25 protein-coding genes and 1 tRNA gene are annotated in these 26,503 nt (G+C 73.3%); 12 read left to right on the forward strand and 14 right to left on the reverse strand.

All coding sequences use genetic code 11. The annotated features are described in order from the left end of the window. Positions 1 to 17 precede the first annotated feature (17 nt). Genes V3N99_06255 through V3N99_06275 form a run of 5 tightly spaced genes read right to left on the reverse strand, consistent with a single transcriptional unit; the run spans position 18 to position 4,303 of the window. A complete protein-coding gene (locus V3N99_06255; protein MEO3936347.1) occupies positions 18 to 683 on the reverse strand; it encodes a GNAT family protein in 666 nt (221 codons plus the stop codon). Continuing rightward, on the reverse strand, positions 680 to 1,168 hold the full coding sequence (locus tag V3N99_06260) for a MogA/MoaB family molybdenum cofactor biosynthesis protein (GenBank protein MEO3936348.1): 489 nt from the start codon (positions 1,166 to 1,168) through the stop codon (positions 680 to 682). The genes V3N99_06255 and V3N99_06260 overlap by 4 nt, the downstream gene beginning before the upstream one ends. Then, complete coding sequence (gene moaC, locus V3N99_06265; GenBank protein MEO3936349.1) at positions 1,165 to 1,599, reverse strand: cyclic pyranopterin monophosphate synthase MoaC; 435 nt, start codon at positions 1,597 to 1,599, stop codon at positions 1,165 to 1,167. The genes V3N99_06260 and moaC overlap by 4 nt, the downstream gene beginning before the upstream one ends. Before the next feature lie 47 nt (positions 1,600 to 1,646). After that, on the reverse strand, positions 1,647 to 2,894 hold the full coding sequence (glp, locus tag V3N99_06270; GenBank protein ID MEO3936350.1) for a gephyrin-like molybdotransferase Glp: 1,248 nt from the start codon (positions 2,892 to 2,894) through the stop codon (positions 1,647 to 1,649). Beyond that, a complete protein-coding gene (locus tag V3N99_06275; protein ID MEO3936351.1) occupies positions 2,894 to 4,303 on the reverse strand; it encodes a UTP--glucose-1-phosphate uridylyltransferase in 1,410 nt (469 codons plus the stop codon). The genes glp and V3N99_06275 overlap by 1 nt, the downstream gene beginning before the upstream one ends. A gap of 24 nt (positions 4,304 to 4,327) precedes the next feature. Here V3N99_06275 and V3N99_06280 point away from each other — a divergent pair, with 24 nt between their 5' ends. Beyond that, on the forward strand, positions 4,328 to 4,936 hold the full coding sequence (locus V3N99_06280; protein ID MEO3936352.1) for a 5-formyltetrahydrofolate cyclo-ligase: 609 nt from the start codon (positions 4,328 to 4,330) through the stop codon (positions 4,934 to 4,936). Between the two features lie 15 nt (positions 4,937 to 4,951). Here the strand turns inward: V3N99_06280 and V3N99_06285 are convergent, their stop codons facing one another. Next, the gene (locus V3N99_06285) at positions 4,952 to 7,627 is read right to left on the reverse strand and encodes a penicillin acylase family protein (GenBank protein MEO3936353.1); all 2,676 of its coding nucleotides are present in this window, start codon (positions 7,625 to 7,627) and stop codon (positions 4,952 to 4,954) included. Positions 7,628 to 7,722: 95 nt separating this feature from the next. Between V3N99_06285 and V3N99_06290 the strand changes: the two genes are divergently transcribed. The 6 genes from V3N99_06290 to mscL all read left to right on the forward strand — a co-directional run bounded on the left by V3N99_06290 (position 7,723) and on the right by mscL (position 13,282). Further along, the gene (locus tag V3N99_06290; protein ID MEO3936354.1) at positions 7,723 to 9,309 is read left to right on the forward strand and encodes a potassium/proton antiporter; all 1,587 of its coding nucleotides are present in this window, start codon (positions 7,723 to 7,725) and stop codon (positions 9,307 to 9,309) included. A gap of 85 nt (positions 9,310 to 9,394) precedes the next feature. Continuing rightward, on the forward strand, positions 9,395 to 9,751 hold the full coding sequence (locus V3N99_06295; protein ID MEO3936355.1) for an FmdB family zinc ribbon protein: 357 nt from the start codon (positions 9,395 to 9,397) through the stop codon (positions 9,749 to 9,751). A 20-nt stretch (positions 9,752 to 9,771) separates the two neighbouring features. Next, entirely contained in the window at positions 9,772 to 10,941 is a 1,170-nt protein-coding gene (locus tag V3N99_06300) for a GNAT family N-acetyltransferase (protein MEO3936356.1), read from the forward strand. Positions 10,942 to 11,034: 93 nt separating this feature from the next. Beyond that, on the forward strand, positions 11,035 to 11,889 hold the full coding sequence (locus tag V3N99_06305) for an S-methyl-5'-thioadenosine phosphorylase (protein ID MEO3936357.1): 855 nt from the start codon (positions 11,035 to 11,037) through the stop codon (positions 11,887 to 11,889). A gap of 11 nt (positions 11,890 to 11,900) precedes the next feature. Continuing rightward, the gene (locus V3N99_06310) at positions 11,901 to 12,701 is read left to right on the forward strand and encodes an SAF domain-containing protein (GenBank protein ID MEO3936358.1); all 801 of its coding nucleotides are present in this window, start codon (positions 11,901 to 11,903) and stop codon (positions 12,699 to 12,701) included. A gap of 158 nt (positions 12,702 to 12,859) precedes the next feature. Continuing rightward, positions 12,860 to 13,282, forward strand: coding sequence for a large conductance mechanosensitive channel protein MscL (mscL, locus tag V3N99_06315; protein ID MEO3936359.1), 423 nt, complete (start codon positions 12,860 to 12,862; stop codon positions 13,280 to 13,282). Positions 13,283 to 13,487: 205 nt separating this feature from the next. Here mscL and V3N99_06320 read toward each other — a convergent pair whose 3' ends face one another. The 4 genes from V3N99_06320 to V3N99_06335 form a co-directional block, all read right to left on the reverse strand. Next, entirely contained in the window at positions 13,488 to 13,745 is a 258-nt protein-coding gene (locus V3N99_06320; GenBank protein MEO3936360.1) for a hypothetical protein, read from the reverse strand. Further along, a complete protein-coding gene (locus V3N99_06325) occupies positions 13,742 to 17,701 on the reverse strand; it encodes a DNA helicase (GenBank protein MEO3936361.1) in 3,960 nt (1,319 codons plus the stop codon). Before V3N99_06325 ends, V3N99_06320 begins: the two co-directional genes overlap by 4 nt. A 35-nt stretch (positions 17,702 to 17,736) precedes the next feature. Next, positions 17,737 to 18,837 carry an acyl-CoA desaturase gene (locus V3N99_06330; GenBank protein MEO3936362.1) on the reverse strand — a complete coding sequence of 367 codons (1,101 nt, stop codon included), beginning with the start codon at positions 18,835 to 18,837 and terminating at the stop codon, positions 17,737 to 17,739. Positions 18,838 to 19,034: 197 nt separating this feature from the next. Then, the gene (locus V3N99_06335; GenBank protein ID MEO3936363.1) at positions 19,035 to 20,090 is read right to left on the reverse strand and encodes a ferredoxin reductase; all 1,056 of its coding nucleotides are present in this window, start codon (positions 20,088 to 20,090) and stop codon (positions 19,035 to 19,037) included. Between the two features lie 183 nt (positions 20,091 to 20,273). Between V3N99_06335 and V3N99_06340 the strand changes: the two genes are divergently transcribed. Continuing rightward, positions 20,274 to 21,377, forward strand: coding sequence for a helix-turn-helix domain-containing protein (locus V3N99_06340; protein ID MEO3936364.1), 1,104 nt, complete (start codon positions 20,274 to 20,276; stop codon positions 21,375 to 21,377). 34 nt (positions 21,378 to 21,411) lie between these two features. Here the strand turns inward: V3N99_06340 and V3N99_06345 are convergent, their stop codons facing one another. Beyond that, a complete protein-coding gene (locus tag V3N99_06345) occupies positions 21,412 to 21,630 on the reverse strand; it encodes a DUF3072 domain-containing protein (protein ID MEO3936365.1) in 219 nt (72 codons plus the stop codon). A 493-nt stretch (positions 21,631 to 22,123) separates the two neighbouring features. Between V3N99_06345 and V3N99_06350 the strand changes: the two genes are divergently transcribed. Together V3N99_06350 and V3N99_06355 are read left to right on the forward strand one after the other, a co-directional pair. After that, on the forward strand, positions 22,124 to 22,570 hold the full coding sequence (locus tag V3N99_06350; GenBank protein MEO3936366.1) for a PA2169 family four-helix-bundle protein: 447 nt from the start codon (positions 22,124 to 22,126) through the stop codon (positions 22,568 to 22,570). A 174-nt stretch (positions 22,571 to 22,744) separates the two neighbouring features. Then, the gene (locus tag V3N99_06355) at positions 22,745 to 23,566 is read left to right on the forward strand and encodes a hypothetical protein (protein MEO3936367.1); all 822 of its coding nucleotides are present in this window, start codon (positions 22,745 to 22,747) and stop codon (positions 23,564 to 23,566) included. A gap of 10 nt (positions 23,567 to 23,576) precedes the next feature. Here the strand turns inward: V3N99_06355 and V3N99_06360 are convergent, their stop codons facing one another. Next, complete coding sequence (locus V3N99_06360) at positions 23,577 to 24,200, reverse strand: hypothetical protein (GenBank protein ID MEO3936368.1); 624 nt, start codon at positions 24,198 to 24,200, stop codon at positions 23,577 to 23,579. Between the two features lie 175 nt (positions 24,201 to 24,375). Between V3N99_06360 and V3N99_06365 the strand changes: the two genes are divergently transcribed. Next, the gene (locus V3N99_06365; GenBank protein MEO3936369.1) at positions 24,376 to 24,504 is read left to right on the forward strand and encodes a hypothetical protein; all 129 of its coding nucleotides are present in this window, start codon (positions 24,376 to 24,378) and stop codon (positions 24,502 to 24,504) included. A gap of 221 nt (positions 24,505 to 24,725) precedes the next feature. Beyond that, positions 24,726 to 24,801: transfer RNA gene (locus V3N99_06370), tRNA-Arg, on the forward strand. A gap of 34 nt (positions 24,802 to 24,835) precedes the next feature. Here the strand turns inward: V3N99_06370 and V3N99_06375 are convergent. Together V3N99_06375 and V3N99_06380 are read right to left on the reverse strand one after the other, a co-directional pair. Continuing rightward, positions 24,836 to 25,843: a tyrosine-type recombinase/integrase gene (locus V3N99_06375; protein MEO3936370.1), complete on the reverse strand. Its 1,008-nt coding sequence runs from the start codon at positions 25,841 to 25,843 to the stop codon at positions 24,836 to 24,838. A gap of 237 nt (positions 25,844 to 26,080) precedes the next feature. Further along, positions 26,081 to 26,293 carry a helix-turn-helix domain-containing protein gene (locus V3N99_06380; protein MEO3936371.1) on the reverse strand — a complete coding sequence of 71 codons (213 nt, stop codon included), beginning with the start codon at positions 26,291 to 26,293 and terminating at the stop codon, positions 26,081 to 26,083. Positions 26,294 to 26,503: the final 210 nt, after the last annotated feature.

Consider the following 26,503-nt stretch of genomic DNA (forward strand, 5'->3'; position numbering starts at 1 on the left):
TCCGAGGGACGCATTGGTCAGTCGTGGCGCGCAGACGACTCGGGCTGCACAGCGTCCGAGCCACCCGGGGGGCCGGCCTCGGAGGCTCCCGCCCACCGGCGGATCGCCGTCGCGGTGTCGAGGTCCTCACGGGTCAGGGCGAAGGTGCGGTGGTCGCGCCACTCGCCGTTGATGTGCAGGTAGTGCCGGCGCACGCCCTCGTCGCGGAAGCGCAGGTGCTCGACGACCCGCAGCGACGCGGCGTTCTCGGGCCGGATGTTGACCTCGACCCGGTGCAGGCCGGCGGCGCCGAAGGCGAAGTCGCAGACCATCGCCAGTGCCCGGGTCGCCACCCCGGAGCCCCCGAACCGGCGCGCGACCCAGTAGCCCGCCGCCCCCGACAGCAGCGACCCGTCGACGATGCCGAAGAGGTGCATCTGCCCGGCGAGGTGACCGTCGACCTCGATGGCGAAGGGGTACATCCGCCCGGCCCGGCCCTCGCGGTCGAGGCTGCGCACATACTGCCGGAAGGTCATCCGCAGCGGCTCGCCGTCGGGCATCGTCGGCTCCCACTGCCCCACGTGCTCGGCGTTGACCCGGCGCACCGCATCCCACGACCGACGGTCACGCCGGGTCAGCGGGCGCAGCACGATCGCCGGCCGCAGCCCGTCCTGGCTGGCGAGCGTCGCGGGCCACCGCCTCACCGGTGGTCGCCGCCGCGCAGCTGGTCGACGGCGTGACCGAGGATGGGCTCGAGCACCGCGAGAGCGTCCTTGACGCCCCCGGTGGAGCCGGGCAGGTTGACCACGAACGTGGTGCCCACGGTGCCGGCCAGGCCGCGCGACAGCACCGCCGTCGGCACCCCCTTCGCCACCCCGGCCGCCCGGATCGCCTCGGCGACCCCGGGCACCTCGCGCTCGATGATGCGACGGGTCATCTCGGGGGTCGCGTCGGTCGGCGAGATGCCGGTGCCGCCGGTGGTCACCACGACGGCCGGGTGCCCCGCCACCGCGGCCGCGAGGGCCTGGGCCACCGGCTCACCGTCGGGCACGACGACGGGGTCGGGCACGGCATACCCCCAGCCGCGCAGCGCCGCGACGATCAGGGGGCCGGTGCGGTCCTCGTAGACGCCCGCGGAGGCGCGGTTCGAGGCCACGACCACCACGGCGTCGTAGGGAGCGCTGCTCACGACCCCTCCTCACGCCAGTCACCGCTGCGCCCACCGGACTTGGCGGTGACCCGCACGTCGGTGATGCGCGAGTGCTTGTCGACCGCCTTGACCATGTCCACCAGCGCGAGCGCGGCGACGCTCACCGCGGTGAGGGCCTCCATCTCGATGCCGGTGCGGTCGGCCGTGCGCACGGTGGCGACGATGTCGACACCCTCGTCGGTGACGCTCAGGTCGACACTCACGCCGTGGACGGCGATGGGGTGGGCCAGCGGGATCAGCTCGGGGGTGCGCTTGGCCGCCTGGATGCCGGCGATGCGGGCGACGGCGAGGGCGTCACCCTTGGGCACGTTGCCGGCCCGCAGTGCGGCGACCGCCGCCGGCGACAGCAGCACCCGGCCGGCCGCCGACGCCTCGCGGGCGGTGACCGCCTTGGCGCTGACGTCGACCATGTGGGCCGACCCGTCGGCCCGCACGTGGGTGAGGCGAGGCTGCTCGCTCACCACGCGCCGATCCTGCCCTCGTCGCCGCCGAGCAGCCACAGGTCGACCTCGTCCCCGGCCTGCAGCCGGCTCACCGGCGCCGGCACGATCACGAAGGCGTTGGCCCGCGACAGGTCGCCCACGAAGTGCGACCCCTGACCCTGCACGGGGTCGGCCTCCCAGCCGTCGGCGGTGCGGGTCGCGACCGCGCGGGCGATCTGGGTGCGCCCGGCCGGCGAGCGCAGGTCGTGGCTGAGCCGCGCCGTCAGCACCGGGCGGGTCGCCGGCGAGAGCCCCATCATCGTGCGCAGCGCGGGGCGCACGAAGACCTCGAAGGAGACGTAGGACGAGACGGGGTTGCCCGGCAGCGTGAAGATCGGGACCCGGCGCTCGCCCAGGAGGCCGAAGCCCTGCGGCTTGCCCGGCTGCATCGCCACGCCGAGGAACTCGACGTCGCCGCGGGCGCGCAGCGACTCCTTGACGACGTCGTAGGCGCCCATGCTCACGCCGCCGCTGGTGACGATGGCGTCGACCTCGCCTGCGAGCCGGTCGACCGTGGCGAGCACCAGGGCCGCGTCGTCGTCCACGCTGAGGCGCTCGGCGACAGTGCACCCGGCCTCCACCACCGCGGCAGCGAGCATGTGCGAGTTGGAGTCGTGGATCTGGCCCGGGGCGAGCGGCTGCCCCGGGGGCACCAGCTCGGCCCCCGTCGAGACGACGGCAACCCGCAGGCGGGGGTGGACGAGCACGTCGCCGTGACCGGTGGCCGCCGCCAGGGCGACCCGGCGCGCGTCGAGCACCTCCCCGGCGTGCAGCACGATGGCGCCCGCCCGCACGTCCTCACCCACCGGGCGGATGGAGAGCCCCACCGGCGCCGACGCGCGGATCTCGACCGTCACGGTGCCACCGTCGGTGTCCTCGACCTTCACGACCGTGTCGGCCCCGGCCGGCATCATCGCGCCGGTCATGATGCGCACGGCCTCGCCGGGCCCGACCTCGCGGTCGGCCACCCCGCCGGCCGGCACCTCACCCACCACCGGCAGGGAGACGCGGCTGGCCGGGTCGTCGGGGTGGGCCGACGCGACGTCGGCGGCGCGCACGGCATACCCGTCCATGGCGGAGTTGTCGAAGCCGGGCAGGTCGACCCGCGAGACGAGGTCCTCGGCGAGCACGAGGCCGAGGCAGGCCTCGATGGGCACGCGCACCGGCTCACCCGGGCGCACCGCGGCGAGCACGGTGGCCAGGTGCTCCGCGACCGAGCGCATCAGGCGCCCAGGGTCGTGCCGTCAGCGACCTGCGGGGTCCGGGCCCCGTCGACCACCACGTCACCGACGGCCACGACGTGGGCGCCGAAGTGCACGTCGCCCGTGACCACGAAGGACGTCGCGGCCCGCAGGGACGGCACCCCGTGGGCGAAGCGCTTCTCGAAGCCCGGCACGAGCTTGTAGGCCCGGCCGAGGTCGACGTAGGGCTCGGCGTGGTGGATCACGCTGACGACCGTGGAGTCGGCGGCGAGCTCGAAGATGTCGGAGCGCACGAGGAGCAGCTCGTTGGTCGTCTTGACCGGACGGAAGCGGGTGCGCGGCACGAAGAGCGCCCGCGCCCCCTCGATGCGCTCGACCGCGGCGCCCATCGCCGTCTCGATCTGGATGACGGGGGTGGAGTCGGGGTCGCTGGGGTCGACCGTCTTGCGGTTGACGATGACGGGCAGCCCCAGACCGACCTCGCCGTGCTCCTCGCTCTGAGCGAGCAGCCGGTCGACGGCCCGCAGGTCCACCCACAGGTTGTTGGCGTGGAAGGTCGTGTGACGGGTGTTGTCCTGGAAGAACTCGTCCTCGCCCTCCTTGACCATCGCGCTGTCGCGCAGCACCAGCTGGCCGTCGCTCTTGCGGACCGCGAGGTGGCCGCCCTTGCGGTCGTTGACCGTGCGCTCGCAGACCTCGGCGACGTAGGGGATGTCGTTGGCGAGCAGCCAGGCCGCGATCCGCGGGTCGCAGGTGGCGCCGAGGTTGTCGGCGTTGGAGAGGAAGACGTAACGGAAACCCTTGTCCAGCAACGTCTTCAGCAGCCCTGAGCTCTTGAGGGAGACGTAGACGTCGCCGTGCCCCGGCGGGCACCACTCGAGCTCGGGGTCGGCGGGGTGGTCGACCGGCGAGAGGTCGTCGGAGCGCAGCTTGGGCTCGGCGCTCTGCACGAAGTCGAGCGGCAGGCCGTCGACAGCGAGGTCGGGGTAGCGCGCGAGGATCTCGAGGGAGGCCTCGCGCGTGCGGAAGGAGTTCATCAGCACCAGTGGGAGGTCGACCCCGTGCTGCGCGCGCAAGGCCAGCACCTGCCGGCAGATCACGTCGAGAAAGCTCAGCCCGTCCTTGACCTCGAGGGCCGACTTGGGGCCGGTGATGCCCATCGAGGTGCCGAGGCCGCCGTTGAGCTTGACGATGGCGACCAGGCCCAGCGCCCGCGCGAGGTCGTCGTCGTCGGCCACGTCGGCCACGTCGGCGAGCGCGGGCACGTCGGTCAGCGGGTCGATGGTGTCCTCGGGGATCACCCCGCCCGCCCCGGTCGTGAGGATCTCCTCGAGCCTCACATAGCTCGCCTCGAAGGCCCGCACCGCGAGATCGTCTTCCCCGTGCTCCCGCATCCGCGTCGTCGCATCGGCCAGACCCTCAGCACTCATGGCGCCCACCCTACGATGTGGCTCGTGGGCGTGGCGGACGAGGCCGAGCAGGTGGCGGCGGACAAGAGCGTGGTCCGTCGCACGGCGCGGGGGCGCCGACGCGAGCTGGTGTCGACCCGCGACCTCGTCGCCGACGCCGAGGCGCTGGCCGGGCACGTCGTGGGACTGGTGGCGCGGCATGGGGCAGGTCGGGTGGGGCGCGTCGCGGCCTACGAGTCGTACGGGGTCGAGCCGCCCACCGAGCGCCTCGTCGCGGCGCTCGCGGCCGTGGGGCACGAGGTGATCCTGCCCCGGCTGCTGGAGGACCGCTCGCTCCAGTGGTGCGACCTCGACGGACACCTGCTGGGGGCCGACGCCCTGGCCACCGCGGTGGTGGTCGTGACCCCCGGGCTGGCCGTCGACCGGGTCGGGACACGCCTCGGGCAGGGTGGCGGCTCCTACGACCGGGCCCTGGTCCACCGGCGGCCCGGAGCCCTGGTCGTCACCCTGCTGCACGACGGCGAGCTGCGAGCGCCCGGCGAACTGCTGCCGGCGTCGCCGCTCGACCGGCCCGTCGACGGCGTGGTCACCGCCGACGGCGGCTTCGTCACCCTGAGGCCCACCCCACCCCTCGACTCACGCGTGCTGGTCTGACCGCGCTGGCCGGTCTCAGCCCCCCTGCAGGTGCCCGCTCGGCACGAGGGTGAGGGTCTCCTCCGCCGCCCGCTCGACCGCAGCCCGGGTCGACGGCCAGGCATAGCTGCCGCCAGAAGCCCAGGTGTCGGCCTGGTCGATGTAGTGCGCGTCGTAGGGGTGGCCGCTGTTGCCGGTCTGGTTGACCCAGGTGGAGGCGTCGAGGTCACCGAGGTCGACGACCATCCGCATCGACGGGGCACTCGTGACCTTGAAGGTGGAGCCGCTGATGTCGGTGGGGGCCGCGCCGGGGGCCCGGGCGGCCGCGTTGTAGCTGTTGGCGTTGACGATCGAGGTGCCGCCGGGCAGGCCGATGGGGCCTCGGTTGAAGACCGAGCGCACGAAGGCCGGCACCGTCGGGCCACCCAGCACCGGGTGGGTCAGGGTGACCTCGTGCAACGAGCCCCACGACCAGGTGACGGGGTCCTTGCCCAGGTGCCGGGTCAGGTCGAGCCGCGCGCCGATGAGCGCCTTCTTGAGGATCTCGTCGCGCCCCTCGACGACCCCCGGGGTCTGCTTGTCGTCCCACCAGGGGTTGTTGGGCTGGTCGAGGAGCGTGGTGACCGCGACCATCCAGCGCGACCCGCCAGCGGCCTGGATGCCGTCGGGCAGCTCGTCGTTGAAGGTGTACTGCAGCAGGCGCACCCAGACGGCGTTGAAGTACGACGCCCGCACGCCCGCCTTGCTGCGGTCGGCCGGCTCGGTGAAGTCCCAGTCGGCGAGCAGCGCCTGGGCCTGCTGGGCGAACTGCTCGTTGGAGGTGTTGTCGACCCCGGGCTCCTCGCCGGCATGGCTCAGCAGGTCGACCGACAGCAGCGCCTTGACCAGCGTCGGGGCGAAGTCGTTGCGGGTGTCGAGCTGGATCGAGCGCATGTCGTCGGGCGAGACCTTGCCGCCGCCTCGGAGCCGGGCCTGGAGCAGGTCCTTGATGCGCTGCGAGCGGAAGCCGAGGTCCCAGTCGGTGGTGAGGAACGGCCCCCCGCGCGCTGCGGTCACCTGCTGGTTGGCGGTGACGATGAAGCCCTCGGTCGGGTCGTAGGACCACGGCAGCCGGTCGAAGGGCACGTAGCCACGCCAGTCGTAGGAGCTGTCCCACCCGGGCGCCGGCCAGTAGCCCGGCACGGTGTTGGGCACCGAGGTCGACCGCACGGGCACGAGACCGGGAGCCTGGTAGCCGATGTGCCCGGCCGTGTCGGCGTAGACGAGATTCTGTGACGGCACGGCGAAGAGCTTTGCCGCAGCGCGGAACTGCGTGAAGTCGGTCGCGCGGTCGAGGGCGAAGATCGCGTCGGCTGTGGTGGACGGCACCAGCCCCGTCCAGGCGAGCGACACGGCGTACGTGTCCTGCTGGGGGGCGAGGCGCACCAGCGCCCGACGCCCGACCTGCGCCGCCGAGTCGATGACGTCGCTGATGATCGGGCCGTGCACCGTGCGCCGCACGGTGAGCGGCACGTCGGCGCCACCGGCGACCTTGATCGTCTCCATCGTGGTCTCGAGCGGCACCTGCTTGCCGTCGCGCAGGTAGGTGCCGTCGGTGACCTTCTCGAGGTAGAAGTCGGAGACGTCCGGGCCGAGGTTGGTGAATCCCCAGGCGATGGAGCCGTTGTGCCCGATCACGATGCCCGGCAGACCGGCGAAGGAGAAGCCCGAGACGTCGAAGGGGCAGGTCGCCGTCACCACGCGGCAGTGCAGACCGGTCTGGTACCAGACCCCGGGAAGAGAGGTCGCGAGATGCGGGTCGTTGGCCAGCAGCGGCTTGCCCGTGGTCGTGTGCTCGCCGCTGACGACCCACGAGTTCGAGCCGATGCCCTCACCGTGACCGAGCAGGGTGGGCACGGCGTCGAGCGCCTGCTGCACCCCGGCATACACGCTGGGCGCCACCTGCCCGTAGGCCGCGGGGGCGGTCGTCGTCGCGGTCGTGGTCGCCCGGCGCAGGGCCTGCGGCACCGCCGAACCCGCCGCGGTCGTGGCGGGGGCCCAGTCGGCGCCGGAGAGGATCGGGTCGTGGCCCGCGGCCGCGTAGTCGGGGTAGATGACCTTCAGCTGGGCCTGGGAGTAGGTCGTGCCGAGGCGCGCGCGGGCGAGCTCGTCGTCGTAGTTGCTGCGCAGGTCCCAGGCCATCGCCTTGAGCCAGGTCAGGGAGTCGACGGCGGTCCACCGCTCGACGGTGTAGTCCTTGATCTGCTGGCCCAGCACGACGTACTCCAGCGCCATGTTGGCGTTGGAGCCCCCCGCGCGGGCGATGTAGTCGTTGACCCCGTCGGCGTAGGCGTTGAGGTAGGCGCGGGTGCTGGGTGCCAGACCGGGCAGCTCGGCCTCGGCGACCGTGCGCCACCCGAGGGTGCGCACCACCCGGTCGGCCGGCAGGCCCGCCGACCCGACGAGCTCGGAGAGCCGGCCCGCCGTGACGTGCCGGCGGTAGTCCATCTCGAAGAAGCGGTCCTGCGCCGCGACGAAGCCCTGCGCCCGGAAGAGGTCGTCGGTCGAGTCGGCGTAGATCTGCGGGGTGCCCTGCGCGTCACGCAGCACGCTGACCCGCGCCCCCAGCCCGTTGAGCTCGATCTCGCCGCGCGTCTGGGGGAACGACTGCCGCACGATCGCGGTGCCGGCCACCGCAGCGAGCGCGACCACGATGACGAGGAGGGTGGCCACACCCAGGCCGACCCTCCGCAGGACTCTCGCTCGCTCCACCCTGCGAGACTAATGCGGCGCGACGACAGACCGACGACCGACGCAGGAGGCCTGCCGTGACCGACCTGATCCCGCTCGCGCTCCCGGTCGCGCTCCAGGGCGCGCTGCCGGGCGCGCTGCCGGCCGCGCTCCCCGGGGCGTACGGTCCCCCCGACCTGACCCGGTCGCTGCTGCTCGGCTCGATCGTGCTGCTGGTGGCGGTCGTGGCCGTGCGGCTCTCGCTGCGCTCGGGCGTGCCGGCGCTGCTGCTCTTCCTCGGGATCGGGCTGGCGATCGGCGAGGGCGGACTCGGCAACCGCTTCGACAACCGCTCGCTGACCCAGGTGCTGGGCTACGCCGCGCTGATCCTCATCCTGGCCGAGGGTGGCCTGACCACCCGCTGGTCCGGCATCCGCAGGTCGGTGGCGCCGGCGGCGGTGCTCTCGACCGTCGGGGTCGTCGTGTCGGTGGCGGTCGTCGGCGTCGCCGCCCGCTACCTGCTGCACCTCGACTGGACCGTCGCCCTGCTCGTCGGGGCGATCCTGACCTCGACCGACGCGGCCGCCGTCTTCTCGGTGCTGCGCACGGTGCCGTTGCCGCGGCGGCTCACGGGGCTGCTCGAGGCCGAGTCGGGATTCAACGACGCCCCGGTCGTCATCCTCGTGGTGACCCTGGCGACGGCGTCGGTCCCCGGGGCCACCCCCCTGCCGTGGTGGCTCGTCGTGCTCGAGGCGGTTGGTGAGCTGCTCGGCGGGGCCGCGGTCGGCCTGCTCCTGGGCCGGCTGGGCGGCCTGTTCCTGCGCCGCGCAGCCGGCGCGTCCTCGGGCCTGTTCTCGATCGGGGTCATCGCCCTGTCGGTCCTCGCGTATGCCGTCGCCGACTCCGCGCACACGAGCGGCTTCATCGCCGCCTACCTCTCGGCCCTCGTGCTCGGCAACATGGGTCTGCCGCACGGCCCCGCCGTGCACGCCTTCTCGTCGGCGATCGGGTCGGTCGCCCAGATCGGCCTCTTCGTGCTGCTCGGGCTGCTGGCGTCGCCCGGTCGGCTGGTGGAGCGCATCCCGACCGCACTGGTCGTCGGCCTCGTGCTGCTGCTGGTCGCCCGCCCCCTGTCGGTGGTGGTGTCGCTGACGCCCTTCCGCATCGGCTGGCGCGACCAGGTCTTCTTCTCGTGGGCGGGGCTGCGGGGCGCCGTCCCCGTCGTGCTGGCCACGGTGCCGACCACGCTCGGCACGCCCGGCACCGAGTGGGTCTTCGACCTCGTCTTCGTGCTCGTCGTCATCTTCACGCTCGTGCAGGCGCCCACCCTGCCGTGGGTGGCCCGCCGGCTGGGGCTCGTCGAGTCGGTGCAGCAGCGGGCGCTGCACGTGGAGACCACGCCGCTCGAGCAGATGGGGGCCGACATCGTGCAGGTCACGGTCGGGGAGCGGTCGCGGATCCACGGCGTCGAGGTCTTCGAGCTGCGGCTGCCCGCCGGGGCGACCGTCACCCTGATCGTGCGCGACGGCGTCGGCCTGGCGCCCACCCCCCGCACCGCGCTGCGGCACGGCGACCAGCTGCTCATCGTCGCGACCGCGTCGGCGCGGGCGGCCGCCGAGGCCCGGGTGCGGGCCGTCGACCGCGCCGGCCGCCTCGCCGGGTGGGCCGAGCCGCCCGGGTCGTGACCAGCGGTCGGGTGTTCACGCGAGTCCTCGTACACTCGGGTCGTCGCTTCGCGGCACCTGACCAGCAAGATCACCGGAGGACCTCGTGCCCACCTACGCCTACTCCTGCACCGCCTGCGCTCACGCGTTCGACGCCGTGCAGAAGTTCACCGACGACGCCCTGACCGCGTGCCCCGAGTGCGGTGACCGCCTGCGCAAGGTCTACGGCTCGATCGGCGTGTCCTTCAAGGGCTCGGGCTTCTATCGCAACGACTCCCGCGCGGCGAGCACCGGCTCGGGGAGCGGCCCCAAGGGTGAGGGCAAGAGCGAGGGCAAGAGCGACTCGACGAGCGAGACCAAGACCGAGACGAAGACGGAGAAGAAGCCCGAGAAGAAGACGGAGACCACGAGCGCGTCGTCGGGTTCGTCGGGCTCGTCCAGCAGCACCCCAGCCGCCTCCTGAGCGGTGGGGGCGGCAGCGGTATGACGCAGATCCGGCCTGTCACCCGGGACGACCTGGGCCCGCTGCTGGCCCTGGCGCAGGAGGCCTTCGGCCCCTACCCGGGCGACGCCGCACCGCCGCCGCTCGAGGCGCCCGGGCGCCGTCGCTGGGCGTCGTTCGACCAGGGCCGACCGGTCGCTCACCTGGCCGTGCGCCGCTACGACTCCTGGTGGTCCGGTGCGCAGGTGCCGACCGCGGGCATCGCCTCGGTCACCGTCGCCGCCGAGCGGCGCGGCCAGGGGCTGCTCGGCGGTCTGCTGGGCGCGGCCCTCGAGGCCGAGCGGGCCGAGGGCACCTGCGTGCTCTCGACGCTCTACCCGACCGCCACGGGCATCTACCGCTCGCTGGGCTACGAGGTGGTGACGTCGTACGACCTGGTCGACGTGCCGGTCGCCGGCCTCGACCGGCTGCGGCCGAGCCCGGCGATCACGGTGCGGCGGGCCGAGGTCGACGACGTCGCCGCCGTGCGCGCCGTCTACGACACGTGGGCCGCGGCGCAGTGCGGGCCACTGACCCGGCGCGGGCCCTCCTTCGGGGCCGACGACAGCGAGCTGCTCGCGGCCTCCACCGGCACGACCCTCGCGCTCGACGAGGGCGGCGCGGTCGTCGGCTACACGTCGTGGACGCGCGGTCCAGGCTACGACGGCCACGCCGTGATCACGGTGCACGACCTGCTGGCCACCGACGACCGCGCGCACGTCAGCCTCTGGTCGTTCTTCTCGTCCTTCTCCAGCGTGGTCGGCACCCTGCGGGTGCGCACGTCGGGCGTCGACGCGGCCCGCCGGCACCTGCCGGGGTCGATGGGCACCGTCGCCGAGTCCCGCCCCTACATGCTGAGGGTCGACGACGTCGCCGCCGCGGTCAGCGCGCTCGCGCCGAGCGGCGAGGCTCGCTTCGCCGTCTCCGGCGACCGGCTCGGTGTCATGGACGGCACGTATGCCGTCGCCGACGGCACCTGCTCCCGGCTCGACGACCAGCCCGCCCCGGGTGTGCCCACCTTCAGCCCCCGCGGCCTGGCACTGGCCTATGCGGGCGTCGAGTCCCCGGCCTCGTTGCGGCTCGCCGGGCTCCTGCACGGGCCCATGGACGACGCCTTCCTGCCGGGCGGCTGGGGTGGAACGGGCGCGGTGCACGTGCGCGACTACTTCTGACCCGGTCCTCCACAGCCCCCTGCGCCCCGGCGGCCGTCCACAGGCGACGAGCTCCCCACCGTGTGCAGCCGCCACCGGCCGTAGGGTCGGCCCATGACGTCGAGCGCCTCCCCCACCACCGCCACCGCCCCCCTGGCCGAGATCGGCATCATCGGGGGCTCGGGGTTCTACGAGTTCTTCACCGACGCCGAGCGGGTCAGCGTCGAGACCCCGTTCGGGTCGCCGAGCGACGACCTGGTCATCGGTGAGGTCGAGGGACGTCGGGTGGCGTTCCTGGCCCGTCACGGTCAGGGCCACCGTTTCCCGCCCCACCGGGTCAACTACCGGGCCAACCTGTGGGCGCTGCGCGCGGTCGGGGTGCGGCAGGTGCTCGCACCGTGTGCGGTCGGGTCGCTGCGCCGCGAGCTCGGGCCGGGCACGGTCGTCGTGCCCGACCAGGTCGTCGACCGCACCTGGGGCCGCGCGCACACGGTCTACGACGCCGAGGGTCCGGTCGTGCACGTCGGCTTCGCCGACCCCTACTGCCCGCGGCTGCGCGAGGCGGTCACCCGCACCGCCGCGGGGGCGGGCATGCCGGTCGAGGGCTCCGGCACCCTCGTGGTCGTCAACGGGCCGCGGTTCTCCTCGCGGGCCGAGAGCCACTGGCACCAGCAGGCCGGGTGGAGCATCGTCGGGATGACGGGCATGCCGGAGGCCTCCATCGCGCGCGAGCTGGCCCTGTGCTTCAGCCACGTCGCCCTCGTCACCGACCACGACGCCGGGGTCGAGGGCGACACCGGGGTGACGCACGCCGAGGTGCTCGAGGTCTTCGGGCAGAACATCGAGGCGCTCAAGTCGGTGCTGGCCCAGACCATCCCGACCCTGCCCCCGCCGCAGGACGACGCCTCGGCCACGTGTGCCTGCCGTCGCTCGCTCGACGGGCTGACGCTGCCCTTCGAGCTGCCCTGAGGGTGGCTCCCATGGCGCGATTGGCACGGGTGCCGCGGGTGCCGCGGGGCCTACGGGGGCTGGAGGCCGGGCGGGCGGCCGGCCGGTTCGGTCTCGACCCGGAGCCCGAGCCCCGGGGTGTGGGGTGGCCCCGGCTGCCCGGGGGGACGCGCGCCGGCACCACCCGGCGGGCGGCGTGGCGTCGGGCGCAGGCCCGACGGGTGGTCGCGGCGGTCCTGGCCGGCGCGGCGACCTGGCTGGTCGTGTCGGCGGTGGCGCCGCGACCGGTCGACTCCGGGGTGTCGGTCGTCGTGGCGGCGCACGACCTCGCGCTGGGGGCCCGGGTGGGGGCCGACGACGTGCGGGTCGAGAGTCGGCCGGGCTCGCAACGACCGGCGTCGGCGCTGGCCGGCCCGGCCGACGCCCTGGGTCAGGTGACTGCAGGGCCGGTCGGGGTGGGTGAGGTGCTCACCACGAGCCGTTTCCGGGGGGCCGCGAGCCTGACCGGGCTCAGCCCGGCGCTGGTCGCGATGAGCATCCCGCTCGTCGACGAGGGGCTGCTGGTCGACCTGCGGGCGGGCGACACCGTCACCGTGCTGGCACCGGGCACGGGCGCGAGCGTGGCGGCGGCGGCCCCGGTGCTGTCCGTGACCGCGAGCGGCGAGTCCCCATCCGTGGCTGGTGGCAGCGCCCTGCTCGGAGCCACCTCGGCCGGTGGCGCCGGCTCACGGCTCGTCGTGGGCCTGACCCGGGCGGAGGCCGGCGCCGTGGCCGGTGCGATGGGCGGGCCGAGTGGGCTGACCGGGTTCGTCGTGGCACTCGGAGGCCGGTGACGTCGCTCCTCGAGCGAGGGACCTTCCTCTCATCACGGGACGGAAGGGTGGTCAGCCACGGGTTGCGTCAAGCCTGTCACCCGGGGACCTCCAGCGGGGCTAGCCTTTGGCCGACCACCACCCACGTCGGGTGGCCCGAGCGAAGGGCAGCACCAGCGATGATCAAAGGCTTCAAGGACTTCCTCCTGCGCGGCAACGTCGTCGACCTCGCGGTGGCCGTCGTGATCGGTGGGGCCTTCGCCAAGGTCGTCGACCTGTTCGTCAGCAACATCATCAACCCCCTGCTGGCGGCAGTGGGCTCCTCGGGCACCGGCGGCTTCGGCCCCACCCTGCGTGCGGGCAATCCCAAGACCTTCATGGACTTCGGCGGCATCATCAGCCAGATCATCGTCTTCGTCCTGACCGCGGCGGTGGTCTACTTCCTCATCGTCGTCCCGATGAACCGCATCATGTCCATGCGCAAGAGCGGCGAGGAGCCCGAGCCAGCCGCCCCCTCCGAGGACGTCATCCTCCTGCAGGAGATCCGCGACCTGCTGCGTGGCCAGACCATCGCCGACCGCACGGACCTCTCGAAGTCCTGATCGACGCCGCCGCAGCGGTCCCCGACTGACGGGGTGGGAACAGCGTCGTTCCCACCCCGTTGTCATGCCCGGGACCAGGAGCGGCAGGCGCGGCGACGGCCGACGGAGCACCCGCGCGCATACATCTTCAGGTGTCGACCTGTGCGGCGCCCAGCCCCCGAACGGCGCGCACAAGGCTTCATGTGTCGACGTGTGCGGCGGCCCGTCAGCCCCAGTGGGGTGGGCGTTGCTCGGTGAGCCAACGCTGGTGGGCGGCATCGTCGACCCGCTCACCCCAACCGGCGTCGGTGTCGTCGAGGGTGGGGTCGTCGGTCACCGGCTGGTCGAGGGGCGTCCCCGTCGGCCCGCGGGTCGCGCGCCGCGGTCCTCGCCGCCGCGCAACCGCACCGTCGGCCAGACCGTCGGCCGCACCGTCCAGCGTCCGGTCCGCGTCACCGCTCGCGCCCGTCGCCTCCTCGCTCACGACGGCACCCCCGGCGCCCCTCCAGGATCCCCCTCGCCCGAGCCGGGCGGGGGCGGCCTCGTCGCCGCGACCACGCGGGCGACCTCGCGGGCCGGGTCGCGGTAGAGGTCCGTCGACCACACCCGCACGAAGCGCCAGCCGAGGCCGGTGAGGTGCTCCTCCCACAGCCGGTCGCGCTCGCGGGTGCCGGTCATGGCGGCATACGAGGCGCCGTCGCCCTCGACGGCGACGGGAGGCAGGTCGCGGTGGCGGGGGTCGGTGACGACGAGGTCGATCACGTGCCGGCCGGAGCCGACGTCTTCGAGCACCTGCAGGCCCTCGCGCCGCAGCCGGTCACCGAGGTCGGCCATCAGCGGGTCACGGGCCCGGTCGCCGGTTGCCCGGGGGTCGGTCGCGGCCGCCTCGAGGTCGACCAGCAGCCGCCGCAGCGCCAGCGGGCCCGGGTCGCGCAGCCGTTCGACGTCGAGGTCGTCGGCGTCGAGGGCAGTGACCAGGGTCAGCCGGGTGCGGGCCCTCGACGTCGCCGACACGAGCAGTCGGTCGGCACCGGGAGCCATCAGGTCGGGGAAGCGGTGCAGCACCCGGCCGTGAGGCGTCTTGCCGTAGCCGACCGACAGGATCACCGCATCCCACCGCGACGGGCCCAGGTCGTCGAGACCCCGCACGTCGAAGGCCTCGGACGACCCGCCGCCGGCCTGCGCAAAGAAGCCCTCGCCGTCGTCGAGCTCGCGCAGCTCGTGGGCGAGCACCAGCCGCAGCCGGTCCGCGTGCGCCGCCGTGACCCCGATGACCCCGAGCGACTCGGTCGGTCGGGTGCGGGCGTGCTCGATCACGAGCTCGACGACCCGCGACACCTCGGCCTCGGTCGACTCGATCGCGGTCTCGCTGCCGGCGACGACGAGCCCCACCCCCTCGACCCGCACGACCCGCACGGGTGACTCCTCGCGCACGCCCGGCGCGGTCATCAGCCACTCACCGGATGCCGCCTGGTCGGCAGCGCGCAGGAGCCGTTCGTCGGTGCTGCGGTGGTCCCACACCAGGCGCCGGGTGGGCAGCACCTCGGCCAGGGCGTCGAACGCCGAGCGCATCCCGTGTGCCGCGTCACCGGCAACCGGCTCGACCGCACCGACCGGGGCCGCAGGGGCCGCATGTGCCACCGGGGCCACCGGGGCCACCGGTGCGACCGGCTCGTCGGTCGACCCGTCCGCCTGCTGCGACGCACTCGACGGCAGGGCGGGTGGCGCGGGCGGCGAGGTGGTGAACGGCGTCGGCGCCGGCCCGGCCGGGTCGCCGAGCACGACGACCTGCCGGGCCCGGGTGAGCGCCGAGATCGCCTCCTGCTGCGTGAGCAGCCCGGCCGACTCGATGACGACGACGTCGAAGAGGGGGCCGGGAGGCACGGTCTCGGCGACGGCATACGGGCTCAGGACCCAGCAGGGGCGGGTGGCCAGCAGCAGCGGGCCGCTGGTGACGAGCAGGTCGCGGACCGCGCGCGGGCGACCGGAGTCGTCGGCCTCGGCGAGGAGACCGGCGGCGACCCGGGGTTCGGCCGAGACGGCCGCACGGGTGCGCCCGTCGACGACCGAGCGGACCCGGGCCGCGGTCGCCGCCCGGTGCGCGGTGTCGGCCGCGACGTAGCCCGTGGCCGCGGCGCGCAGGCGCTCACCATCGTGCGCGGCGTAGAAGGGGTCGGTGCGCGTGACGTGACGCACGATCGAGACCCACCAGACGTGGTCGAGCTCGGCCGCGACCTCGTCGGCGCCGACCCCACGGGCGGCGAAGTCGGTGACGACGTCGCCGAGGCCGCTGGCCCGCAGCTCGTCGACGATCGGGATGACCTGCGGCAGGATGCGCAGCCGGTCGGTGTGCTCGGCCAGCGCGGCCAGCCGGTCGCCGAGCTCGGCCAGCGTCAGGCGCAGCAGGTCGACTCCCCCCGACCGGGTCGTCGACAGCAGCTCGCCCAGCCAGCCCAGGTCGGCGCGGAGCCGCTCGTAGGTCTGCAGGGCCTCGTCGAGCTGCGGCGAGATCTCGGGGCGGCCACCGGCGCCGACCAGCTCGTGCCAGGCCCGGCGGTGCCGACGGGCCGCGACCAGCTCGGCGTGCAGGTCGGCCGGTGGGCGGCCCGGGCGCAGGAGGCGACGGGCCTGGGCCCGCACCCGGGCGCGGGTGAAGGTGCCGAGCGCGGCGCCCGCCGGGGGCTCGTCGCGACGCTGCTGCGCCGAGGCGGTGGCGGCGACGTGCTCGTCGAGAGGGGTGTCGAAGACCTCGGGGCGGAAGACCTCGAGGGTGTCGCGCACCCCGGCCATGATGCCGAGCGCGTGGGCCCAGTCGTCGACCGTGGCCGCGCGGGGCAGCGACGAGGCCTGCAGCACGACGTCGAGCGCGGCGGTCGCCCGGTCGAGACCCCCGCCGGCGAGCCGGGTGACGACCTCCTGCGCGCGCTCGGCGTCGACGTCGGTGGCCACGTGCGCGCCGTACCACGGGTCGTCGGCTGCGCGGCCGGACCAGGCGCCGACCAGGGCGGCCTCAGTGAGACGCTGGGCCAGCTCGTCGAGCCGGGCCCGCGGCAGCTCGAGCAGCGTCTGGCCCTGCAGGCGCACCCGCGACGACGGGGCCGGCGTGCGCAGGGCGAGCTCGGCGATGGCCCACTGGGCCTGGTGCACGCTGACGCCCCACGGCGAGCGCACCTCGTGCAGCGCCGCGACGTGGTCGCGCAGCACGTCACGGTGGGCCGTGAGCACGCCCGGGTCGGGGGCGAGCACCGGCTGCTCGAGCTGCCGGTCGCGGCGGTCAACGACCCTCGCGAAGGAGTCGACGACCTGCTGGAGGGTGGCCCGGCGGTCGGTGCCGGCCGACGCGGCGTCGAGCACGAGGTCACCAAGCGGACCGAGCCGAGCGACGAGGTCGGTCAGGTCGCGGCGCAGGGGCGAGACGACGAGCACGGAGCGGCCCTCGCCGGCCAGGGCCGCCACGAGCGCGGCCACGGTCTGGGTCGCGCCGGTGCCCGGCGCCGTCGTGACCGCGAGGCTCGCGCCGCGCACGACGGCGTCGACGACGTCGCCCTGTGAGGCGTCGAGGGGCAGGACGAGCCGCTCGGCGCCCGGGTCGCGGTCAGGATCGGGGTCGGGGTCGGGGGTGGCGGCCCGCACCGCCGCCCGCGCGTCCCCGTCGCCGGCCAGCGCGGCGACCACGTCGTGGTCGGTCAGGTCGGCGGCGTGGTCGGCGAGGTCGGAGACCATGGCCAGCTTGCTGTGCGGGAAGGTGCCGACCACCAGCCGGGGCGCCACGGCGAAGCCGGGCAGGTCGGCGCACACGACCTGGAGCACGGCATACGCCGGGCGGGGGTCGAAGCCGCCCGAGGCGACCGCGCTCGCAGCGAGCGCGGCCTCGTCGAGCTCGATGCCCGCCTGGGCGCGCAGGGCTCGCACGAGCACGGGGTTGACCTCGACCTCGGAGCCGAGCTGCAGCTCGACCTCGGGGTCGAGCGGCCCGACCAGGGCGGTGCCGTGGGGGCGCAGGATGATCGGGCGCAGCAGGACCGGCGCCTGCGGCGAGCGCCCCCCGGTGCCCCACGTGGCCAGCCCGAGCGCGAGGAAGCCGACGTGCAGCCCTCGCTGCTCGAGCACCCGGTCACAGGTCGTGGCGATGGCCCGCGCACGGGCCCGGGCCTTGGACACCGCGCTGCGCTCGCGCACGAGGTCGGAGACGGTCGTCGGACGGCCGGCCAGCAGCTTGGAGACACCGCTCGGGTGGGCGGTCGTCAGGTCGAGGGTGCCGAGCGGCAGGTCCCGGAACCACAACAGCGTGTTGGGCCCGCCGACGTCGGCCAGGGCCCGCTGCCACCCGCGTACGGCGTCGCGCACGAGGGTGGTGCGGAAGGGCGCGGGCCACGCCGGTGCCCCGGGCGCACCCGGACCACCGGCGCTCCGGCGGGGGTCGTCGTCGGTGGGGCTCACCACGGCAGGCTAACGAACGACCCGGGGTGCGGCGTTCAGGTCGTGGCGGCGCGGCGGCCGAAGCGACCCTTGGGCGGCAGGGCCAGGCGGAAGATCTTGGCCCAGGTCGAGCCGACCTGACGGTGGATGGGGCCGCTGTTGTAGGGCAGGCCGTAGCGGGTGCAGATCTCGCGCACCTTCGGGGCGACCTCGGCATACCGGTTGCTGGGCAGGTCGGGGAAGAGGTGGTGCTCGATCTGGTGGCTGAGGTTGCCGGTCATGAAGTGCATGGCCTGCGAGCCCTCGATGTTGGCCGAGCCGATCATCTGCCGCACGTACCAGTCACCGCGGGTCTCGCCCTCGATCATCTCCTCGGTGAAGGTGTCGGCGCCCTCGGGGAAGTGGCCGCAGAAGATCACGGCGTGCGCCCAGATGTTGCGGATCGCGTTGGCGGTCAGGGTGCCGAGCAGGGCCGGCACGAAGGAGCCGGTGAGCGCCGCGACGGCCGGGGTGGCGAAGTAGTCCTTGCCGAACTGCCGGGCGACCTTGCGGCCGACCGCCCGCAGGTCGCGGCGCAGCTCGGTCTTCGACTTCTTGCCGCTGACGACCTCTTCGATCTCGAGGTCGTAGACGGCGATGCCCCACTCGAAGACGGGGGCCAGGAGGGCGTTGTAGAGCGGGTTGCCGAGGTTCCACGGCTGCCACACCTGGTCCTCGCTCATGCGCAGCATGCCGTAGCCCACGTCGCGGTCCTTGCCCACGACGTTGGTCCACACGTGGTGCAGGTCGTTGTGGGTGTGCTTCCACGACGCGGCGGGGGTCACGAAGTCCCACTCCCAGGTGGTGGAGTGGATGTCGGGGTCGCGCATCCAGTCCCACTGGCCGTGGAGCACGTTGTGCCCGATCTCCATGTTCTCGATGATCTTGGCGACCGAGAGCATGCCGACGCCCGCGATCCAGGCCGGCGGGAAGCTCGCGAAGACGAGGCTGGCCCGTCCGGCCAGCTCGAGGGTGCGCTGGGCGCGGATGACGCGACGGATGTAGGCCGCGTCCTTCGCGCCGCGGTCGGCCATCACGGCCTCCTTGATCGCGTCGAGCTCGGCCCCGAGGGCCGCGACGTCGTCGTCGCTGAGGTGGGCAGCGGCGGTGGGGCGCATGAGGGGGCTGCCCTCGACCTCGAAGAGGGCGCGACGGGGACGCACCTTGGGCTCGCTGGTGGGCGTGGCGCTCGGGGTGTCGAGTCGCTCGGCGATGGCGGTCATGGGATCTCCTTGGGGATCGGACGTCGGGGGAACGAGTGGTGGGCGGCGTCAGTGCCGCTGCGGGTGGGCAGGCGTGAAGTGGGGTGGGGGCGCTAGACGTCGAGGAAGACGTCGCCGGCCGCGGTGGAGACGCAGGTCTGGATCAGCTCGCCCTGGTCGCCGTGCACCTCGCCCGAGCGGATGTCGCGCACCCGTCCGGACTGCAGGGGCACCAGGCAGCTCTGGCAGATGCCCATGCGGCACCCGCTCGGCATGATGAGCCCGGCGTCCTCACCGGCGTCGAGCAGGGTCGTGGACCCGTCGACGTCGATCTCGCGGTCGGACTTCTCGAAGACGACCCGGCCGCCCTCGCCGCCGGCGCCGGGGGCCACCACGGCGGCGAAGCGCTCGATGACCAGGTGGTGCTCGACCTCCGCGCCCTTCCACAGCAGCTCGGCGGCGTCGATCATCTCGGTGGGCCCGCAGACGTAGGTCGCCCGCTCGCGCCAGTCGGGCACGAGCGCGTCGAGGTCGGCGGTCGTCGTCAGGTCGAGACGGCCGCGCTCGCCGGTGGTCCAGTGGTGGACGGTCAGGCCGTGGTCGAGGGCGGCGAGCTCGTCGAGCTCGTCCTTGAAGAGCGCGGTCTGCGGGGTGCGCGACGAGTGCACGAGCTGCACGTCGGCGTCGGCGCGACGCCGCACGAGGGTGCGGATCATCGACATGACGGGCGTGAGCCCGCTGCCGGCCGTGATCATCAGCAGGGGGCGCGGGTGCTCCGGGAGCACGAAGTCGCCCTGCGGCGGCGCGAGGAAGAGCACGTCACCCGGCTGGGTGCGGTGCACCAGCGCCTGCGAGATGGCGCCGATCGCGGTGACGGTGATCGCGGGGTCGTCGCCGCCCGCGGTGGTCAGGGAGTAGGAGCGCCACTGGCGTACGCCGTCGATCTCGACGCCGATGCGGGCCCACTGGCCGGCCTGGTGGGCGTGCCAGCCGCGGCCGGGACGGAAGTGGATGGTGGCGGAGTCGGGGGTCTCGCGATCGACCCGGGTGACGACCCCCCGCAGCTGCCGGGCCGACGAGAGGGGGTTGACCAGGCGCAGGAAGTCCTCCGGGGCGTGCGGGGTCGTGAAGACCCGGGCGACGCTGGTTAGGGGACGGAATCTGCTCACATAGCAATATTCGCAGCAGAGGGGCCCGTGGATCTCGTGCAGCGGCATACAGTGTGGACGTCTAGACTGTTTCGAGAAGATAAAAATGAGGATGAGACCGTGGTCACAGGTTCTTCACGGCCACCATGGTTGGCACTCCCCGCTGAAATCGCTACTCTCCTGCGCCCCACGCTCCCCGCGCTGGTGGAGGAGATCATCGCCGGGATCCGCGACGGCGTGCCGGTCTATGCGAGGCCCTTCGAGGGTCGCTTCGGGCAGGCCGTGCGCCGGGGCACCGAGGTCGCCCTCACCAGCTTCCTCGCCCTGCCGGGCACCTCGCGCGACGCGCTGTCAGAGCAGGCGAGGGACGTCTACGTCGCGCTCGGGCGCGGCGAGGTGCGCCAGGGCCGCACCCTCGACAGCCTGCTCGCGGCCTATCGGTTGGGCACGCGGGTGACGGTGCGGCGCTTCTCGGAGGCGGCGATGGCCGGCGGGCACGACGCCCCGATGCTCATCGCGCTCAGCGAGTCGATCCTGGTCTACATCGAGGAGGTGTCGGCCGCGAGCGCACAGGGCTTCGCCTTCGAGCAGTCGGAGCGGGCCGGTGAGACCGACCGGCGCCGCGTCGAGGTGCTCGAGCTGATCCTGCGCGGGCAGGCCGACGAGGTGGCGGTGCAGCAGGCGGCGACCGCGGCCGGGTGGTCGCTGCCCGCGACCCTGGTGGCCGTCATCCTGCCCTCGGGCGAGGCGACCGGCTCACGCTTCGCGCTCGGACCGCGCTCGATCGTCATGGCCCGCGAGACCGACGCCGTCGGGCTGGTGCCCGCCCCGCAGTCGGCGCAGGCGCGGCGGCAGCTCGAGTCGGCCCTCAAGGGTCGCCTGGCGGTGGTCGGCCCGGCCCGGGACTGGCGCCACGTGCCGGAGTCGCTGCGGTTGGCCACGACGGCCATGACGGTGCTCGGGGCCGAGGACCCCACTCAGCCCGGGCGGGCCCTGTGGGTCGAGGAGCACCTGACCGACATCGTGCTCGGCGCGGAGGCCGGGGCGCTGCACGACCTCGGCGCAAAGCGGCTCGCCCCGTTGGCGACCCTGCGCGGCGCCTCCCGCGACAAGCTCGAGACGACGCTGCTGTCGTGGCTCCGGCACTGGGGTCAGCGCACCCCCGTCGCCGACGAGCTGGGCATCCACCCCCAGACCGTCGGCTACCGCGTCGGTCAGCTGCGCGAGCTCTTCGGCGACGCGCTCGACGACCCGCAGGTGCGGTTCGAGCTCGAGCTGGTGCTGCGGGCCCGGGTCGCGCTGCCCTGAGCACCGCGCCGGAGGCCGGGTCGTCGGGGCCGGGTCAGTCCTTGCCGGTCGCGCTGCGCAGCCGGTCGATGTGCTGCGACGCCTCCGCCTTGGTCATGTCGGCGGGCAGCTCCTCGCCGGCCTGACGGGCGAGGGTGTCCAGATAGCTCTTCTGCGACTCGGTGATGGGGTCGCCGCCGCTGACCCAGTCGGACGGGTCCTTCTCGAGGGAGGGGTCGTCGGTGGACGTGGTGGCGTCGGTGGCGCCGAGCATCTCCGGCTCGGTGCTCGCGTCGGGGGTGGGCTGCTCGGGGGTGGGCTGGGTGGGGGTCTGCTGCGTCATGCGGTCACCATGCCCCCCGCCACCGACAGCCAACCCCGTGCGCCGCCAACCGTGAGGCCGGCTACCAGCTCTGCGTGAGGCGAGGACGCCGGCGATGACCGGGTCGACGGCGCGCTCGACGGTGCGCTCGACCGCCGGCTGAATGGTCTCGGCAGGTCGGGGCCGGGCGGGCCGGGCCACGACGGCCGACAGGATGCTCTCGCGGTCGGCGAAGGGACGGTAGCGGCCCTGGGCGTGACCCCGACGCGACGGGTGACGTCGCGCAGCCTGAGGGCTGCGGGTCCACCCGCAGCGCTGACGCCCGCGTGTGAGGCCCGTGTGACCCAGGCCTCGGGTCCGAGGGCGTTTGCCGCCCCACCGCCCGGGTAGGTGAACCATCGACGCTGACCACAACCTCGCGTGGCAGCACGAAGGAGAGATGGACATGAGCGCTGACGCCAAGATCGCCAAGGACCTCGTCGAGACCCTGAAGGACGGCCAGAAGGGCTACGCGGCCTCCGCGGAGAAGCTGGCCGACAGCGAGCGCCCGGAGTGGGCCGAGACGATGCGCCGCTTCGAGCAGCAGCGCGCGGCCTTCGCGCAGGAGATCGTCGGCCTGGGCCACGCCTACGGTGACGACGTGGACGAGAGCGGTTCCGCTGTCGCCGCGGTGCACCGTGGCTGGCTGTCGCTGAAGGACGCGCTCACGGGCGACAAGCCCTCGGGTGTGCTCGACGCCGCCGTCTCGGGTGACAACCACACCGTGTCGGAGTACGAGAAGGCCCTGAAGGAAGACGACCTGAGCGACGGCTTCCGCACCGTCATCCAGCGCCAGCACGGCGAGGTCGTCGCTGCCCGCGACGAGGTCAAGGCCCTGCAGGCCGCGAGCTGAGTCGGCGCCCGCTCGGGGCGGGCGCCCCATAGACTCGAGCCGGAGCCCCGCGGTCTCGCCACCGCGGGGCTCTGTCGTGCCCGCACGCCGTCTTCGACGTGGTTTTCCCACGCGATGGTGCGGTGGCAGGCAGAATTGCTCCACCGCCATCACCTGCGACCGTCGAGGCCACCCATGAAGCAGTCCGTCCTGTCTGCCGCCGTCCTCCTGACCACGATCGGCCTCGCCGGGTGCGGGTCGGCCAGCAGCAGCGGATCGACGGCGTTCGCCGCCTCCGCCTCCGCACCCGTCGCGGGCGCGACGACGACGGCCGCGACGACGGCCCCGGTGACGGTCGGCGACACCGTCGACTTCGCCGTGGTGAGCAAGGCGGTGGCGGCAGCGAGCACGTCGAAGGGCACCGTGCACGTCACCTCGTCGGTGGCCGGCATGGGCGCCGTGCAGATCGACCTCGACCTGCACGCGCAGAGCGTGCGCGAGTCGGTCGACGTGGCCGGCATGAGCGTCGAGGTGCTCGTCGTCGACGAGCAGGCCTACCTCGGCGGAGGGGTCGCCAAGACCCTGGGCGCCAAGACGCGGTGGCTGAAGATCGACCCCCGTGGCACCGACAAGCTGTCGAAGCAGCTCGGACCGCTCGTGACCAGCCTGCAGTCGTCGTCGGCGTCGTCCGACCCGGCGACCGGGCTGTCCTCCCTCGCCGACGCGAAGGCCGAGGTCACGGCGGCCAGTGCCACGTCGACGACCTACACGGTCGACCTGAGCGCGGCGCAGCTCGCCGAGCTGGCCAAGAAGCAGCCCTCCCTGGCCAAGGCAGGCGGGCAGGCGGTGACCTTCGACTACACCATCGACAGCCAGGGCCTCCCCCAGAAGATGGCCCTCACGATCGCCGGCAAGTCGATCGTCACGACCTACTCGGGCTGGGGCGCTCCGGTGACGATCACGGCTCCGGCAGCCTCGGACGTGACGCTGACCAGCGACCTCGCGGCGGCCGCCTGAGGGCGCTCGCTCAGGAGGCGCCGATCTGCACGGAGTAGCCCGCTCGCAGAGCGGCCAGGCTGGTCGGGGGCGTGACGGCCGCGGCCAGCCCGCGCCGAGGGCGAGGCTGCTGCTCGGCATACCCCCGCGTCGTCCACACTCGTAGGCCGTCGCCGAGCACGAGCGACGGCTGCCCCTCGTGGACGACGAAGGCACCGTCGGGCAGCCCGGCCCACGGCTCGGTGTGCTGCCGGCGCTGCTTCGTCGCGGGGTCGCGCCGCTCGGCGTGCAGGTGCCGATCCAGCTGCGGCGCAGCGAGATCCGCCTCGCCCAACGACGTGCGCACGGCGTCGCGGTAGGCCGTAAAGGCGGGCCGCCGACACAGGGCGCACGGGCGGTGCCCGGCGGCGAGGGCGACCGCCTCGTCGTGGAAGAAGAGGGCGGTCCACCGGCCGGGCTCCCAGCGGGGAGCGACCTGGTCGCGGTAGCTGAGGGCGCAGACGATCCAAGCCGTCGTCGTGTGGCTGCGGACGATGTGATGACCGCTGGAACCACTGGAGCCCTCGTGGATGATGCCGCGGTTGCCGGTCCAGGCGCCGCGGAGGTCGATGGCGACGACGTCACCGAGGGGCGTGACCCGGTTGCGTTCCGGCACGGTCCCCACCCTTCATGCGGCCGGTTTGTCCGGCTTGGTCAGCGAACTCCCTCCGCACTTGGCAAAGGTTTTGCCAAGCAACTTCTTGACGGCCAATTCCTCTGGTCGTTCTACCCCATCAGGGTGGCACCGCCGACCGACCGGACGCCGGGGCCCTGACCAAGGGGAGGTCTTCGTGACTCGTTCTTCCGACTTCGGCCTCGGCGGCTTCACCGCCGGCACCGGGTGGGACGCGGCCAGCGGCCTCGGCTCCCCCGTCGTCGACGCCCTGGCGCTCTCGATCGCCGCGGCGAACAAGCAGTAGGACCCCGTATGCCGGCACGGGCGGGTGGGGTGCTCCCCCACCCGCCCGTCTCGTTCTCCGCACTCCGTGGAGGCGCCGTGGGCTGGCGTGACCTCGCGTGACGGCGCATGACGGTGGCTTGGGGCGGGGGCTCGGCGACCGCCCCGGTCGGATATCCTCGACCTCGCGCGGTCAGCGCACCCGGAGCCCGCGGGGCTCTCGGCCCGGACCGTCCGCTCCCCGCCCTCGTAGCTCAGGGGATAGAGCACCGCTCTCCTAAAGCGGGTGTCGCAAGTTCGAATCTTGCCGGGGGCACCACTTGCTGCAGGCCGTTGACCTGCACTGATGCCGGTCAGGACATCTCCTCGACCATGCTCAGGGAGAGCCCACTGGTGACAGATTCCGTGGAAATTCCGTGGTCTGTCAAGCTGCCCCGCTCTGGCCGGGCCCTCGGGCCCCGGCTCATCAACGCCTCGAGGCGGTCCGGCGCGTCGTCCTCGGACTCTGCAGCGACGTGCGCGTACACCGAGAGGGTGACCCCCGTGGACGCGTGTCCGCACCACTGCGAGACCTCCTTGAGCGAGAAACCGCCGGCGATGAGGAGTGAGGCGAACCCGTGCCGCATGCTGTGCGGGGTCAGGCTTGGCGGGAGCCCGGCGTCGCGGACGGCGGTCTGCCAGACCCGTCGGATGAAGTTCTGACGCAGGATGGGCGTCCCAGTCGACGTCGTCACGACCAACGCCTCCGGCTCCGGTCCGGTGTGCAGCGCCAGGTGCTCCACGATCTGCTGCATGACGGTGCGCGCGACCGGAACAGCCCGCCGACCAGCGCGGGTCTTGGGGGGCCCAAAGGTCACGCCGTCCGCGGTCTGCTGAGCGGTGCGCTCCACCTTGATCCTCGAGCGCAGGACATCGACGTCTCTGCGACGCAGGGCGGCGATCTCGCCCATCCGCAGCCCGCACCAGTACCCGAGGAGGACCACCACCCGAAACTCAGGCCGAATGGTGTCACGCATGGCCTCCGCCTGCCCAAGGTCCATCCAGTCGCGGTCGCTGCCCTGGTTGGGGGGTAGCGGGACGCGGGCAGCGGGATTGACCGATAACCGACGGTCGTCGACCGCGGCGTCGAGCAGCTGACGCAGGACCAGGACGACCTTGCGGGCGGTCCGGGAGGCGAGGTCGTGCTGCAGCGTCACCACCCATTCGCGAATCTCCAGGTTGGACACGTCGTCCAGCGCGCGGTTCCCCCACGTGGGGCGAATGTGCTGCTCGCAGATCGAGGTCAGCCGTTCGTAGGAGGTCGTTCGCAGGTCTGCCTCGCGGGTGGGCAGCCATCTGTTCATCCACGCAGAGACCGTCATCTTCGAGGACCGCGGGTCTGCCCAGGACTGACGCAGAACCTCCTGAGTCGCAGCCTGCGCCCACACCGTCGCGTCAGACTTGCGGTCGAACGTCCGCGAGAACTCACGACCCCTGACCCGGTACGTGGCCTGCCACCGGCCGTTGGGCCGTCTCACTACCGAAGCCACGCCAATCTCCTCTCTGACCGCCTCAGGGCGAGCCCCCGGTTTGAGAAGTTCTGGACATCGGGAGGGCGATCATCGCCTGCTCGTGACCCAACGGTAGACGGCATCAGGCTCCCATCGCAGATGGTTACCCAACCGCAGCGCCGGCGGGCCCTCACCGCGATGCCGCCACTGGTAGATCGTGCCGACCGGGATCTGAAGGTAGCGCGACAGGTCCTGAACAGACCAAAGGTGGGCAGCCTCGCCCGTCGCGTCCTCAAAGGTGGATGGGTTACTAGCGGTCATGGTGCTGCCTCCGGGCCAGTTGGGTCGAGGCCTCGGCCGCCTCTTCCCGCCGCCACCTCTTGCTCCCTTATGCCGCCCCGTCGCTCCGAGTGGACAGTTACTTCGCAACAGACTGCCCGTCCTACCATGAGGTGCTGCCCGTTCACTGCGCGGGTGGAGCGTCTCGAACAGCTTGGGGCTGACATCGTGGCCGCCAACAGTGAGCCGGCC

It is taken from the genome of Dermatophilaceae bacterium Soc4.6 (genome assembly GCA_039889245.1).
GTDB lineage: Bacteria > Actinomycetota > Actinomycetes > Actinomycetales > Dermatophilaceae > Lapillicoccus.

What these genes read in the sequence shown, in the direction of transcription:
- moaC (MEO3936349.1), bottom strand. Translation starts at nt 1,599, where the DNA reads ATGGTCGACGTCAGCGCCAAGGCGGTCACCGCCCGCGAGGCGTCGGCG.
- glp (MEO3936350.1), bottom strand. Translation starts at nt 2,894, where the DNA reads ATGCGCTCGGTCGCGGAGCACCTGGCCACCGTGCTCGCCGCGGTGCGC.
- V3N99_06275 (MEO3936351.1), bottom strand. Translation starts at nt 4,303, where the DNA reads ATGAGTGCTGAGGGTCTGGCCGATGCGACGACGCGGATGCGGGAGCAC.
- V3N99_06300 (MEO3936356.1), top strand. Translation starts at nt 9,772, where the DNA reads ATGACGCAGATCCGGCCTGTCACCCGGGACGACCTGGGCCCGCTGCTG.
- V3N99_06305 (MEO3936357.1), top strand. Translation starts at nt 11,035, where the DNA reads ATGACGTCGAGCGCCTCCCCCACCACCGCCACCGCCCCCCTGGCCGAG.
- V3N99_06310 (MEO3936358.1), top strand. Translation starts at nt 11,901, where the DNA reads ATGGCGCGATTGGCACGGGTGCCGCGGGTGCCGCGGGGCCTACGGGGG.
- mscL (MEO3936359.1), top strand. Translation starts at nt 12,860, where the DNA reads ATGATCAAAGGCTTCAAGGACTTCCTCCTGCGCGGCAACGTCGTCGAC.
- V3N99_06330 (MEO3936362.1), bottom strand. Translation starts at nt 18,837, where the DNA reads ATGCGCCCCACCGCCGCTGCCCACCTCAGCGACGACGACGTCGCGGCC.
- V3N99_06345 (MEO3936365.1), bottom strand. Translation starts at nt 21,630, where the DNA reads ATGCTCGGCGCCACCGACGCCACCACGTCCACCGACGACCCCTCCCTC.
- V3N99_06350 (MEO3936366.1), top strand. Translation starts at nt 22,124, where the DNA reads ATGAGCGCTGACGCCAAGATCGCCAAGGACCTCGTCGAGACCCTGAAG.
- V3N99_06355 (MEO3936367.1), top strand. Translation starts at nt 22,745, where the DNA reads ATGAAGCAGTCCGTCCTGTCTGCCGCCGTCCTCCTGACCACGATCGGC.
- V3N99_06375 (MEO3936370.1), bottom strand. Translation starts at nt 25,843, where the DNA reads ATGACGGTCTCTGCGTGGATGAACAGATGGCTGCCCACCCGCGAGGCA.
- V3N99_06380 (MEO3936371.1), bottom strand. Translation starts at nt 26,293, where the DNA reads ATGACCGCTAGTAACCCATCCACCTTTGAGGACGCGACGGGCGAGGCT.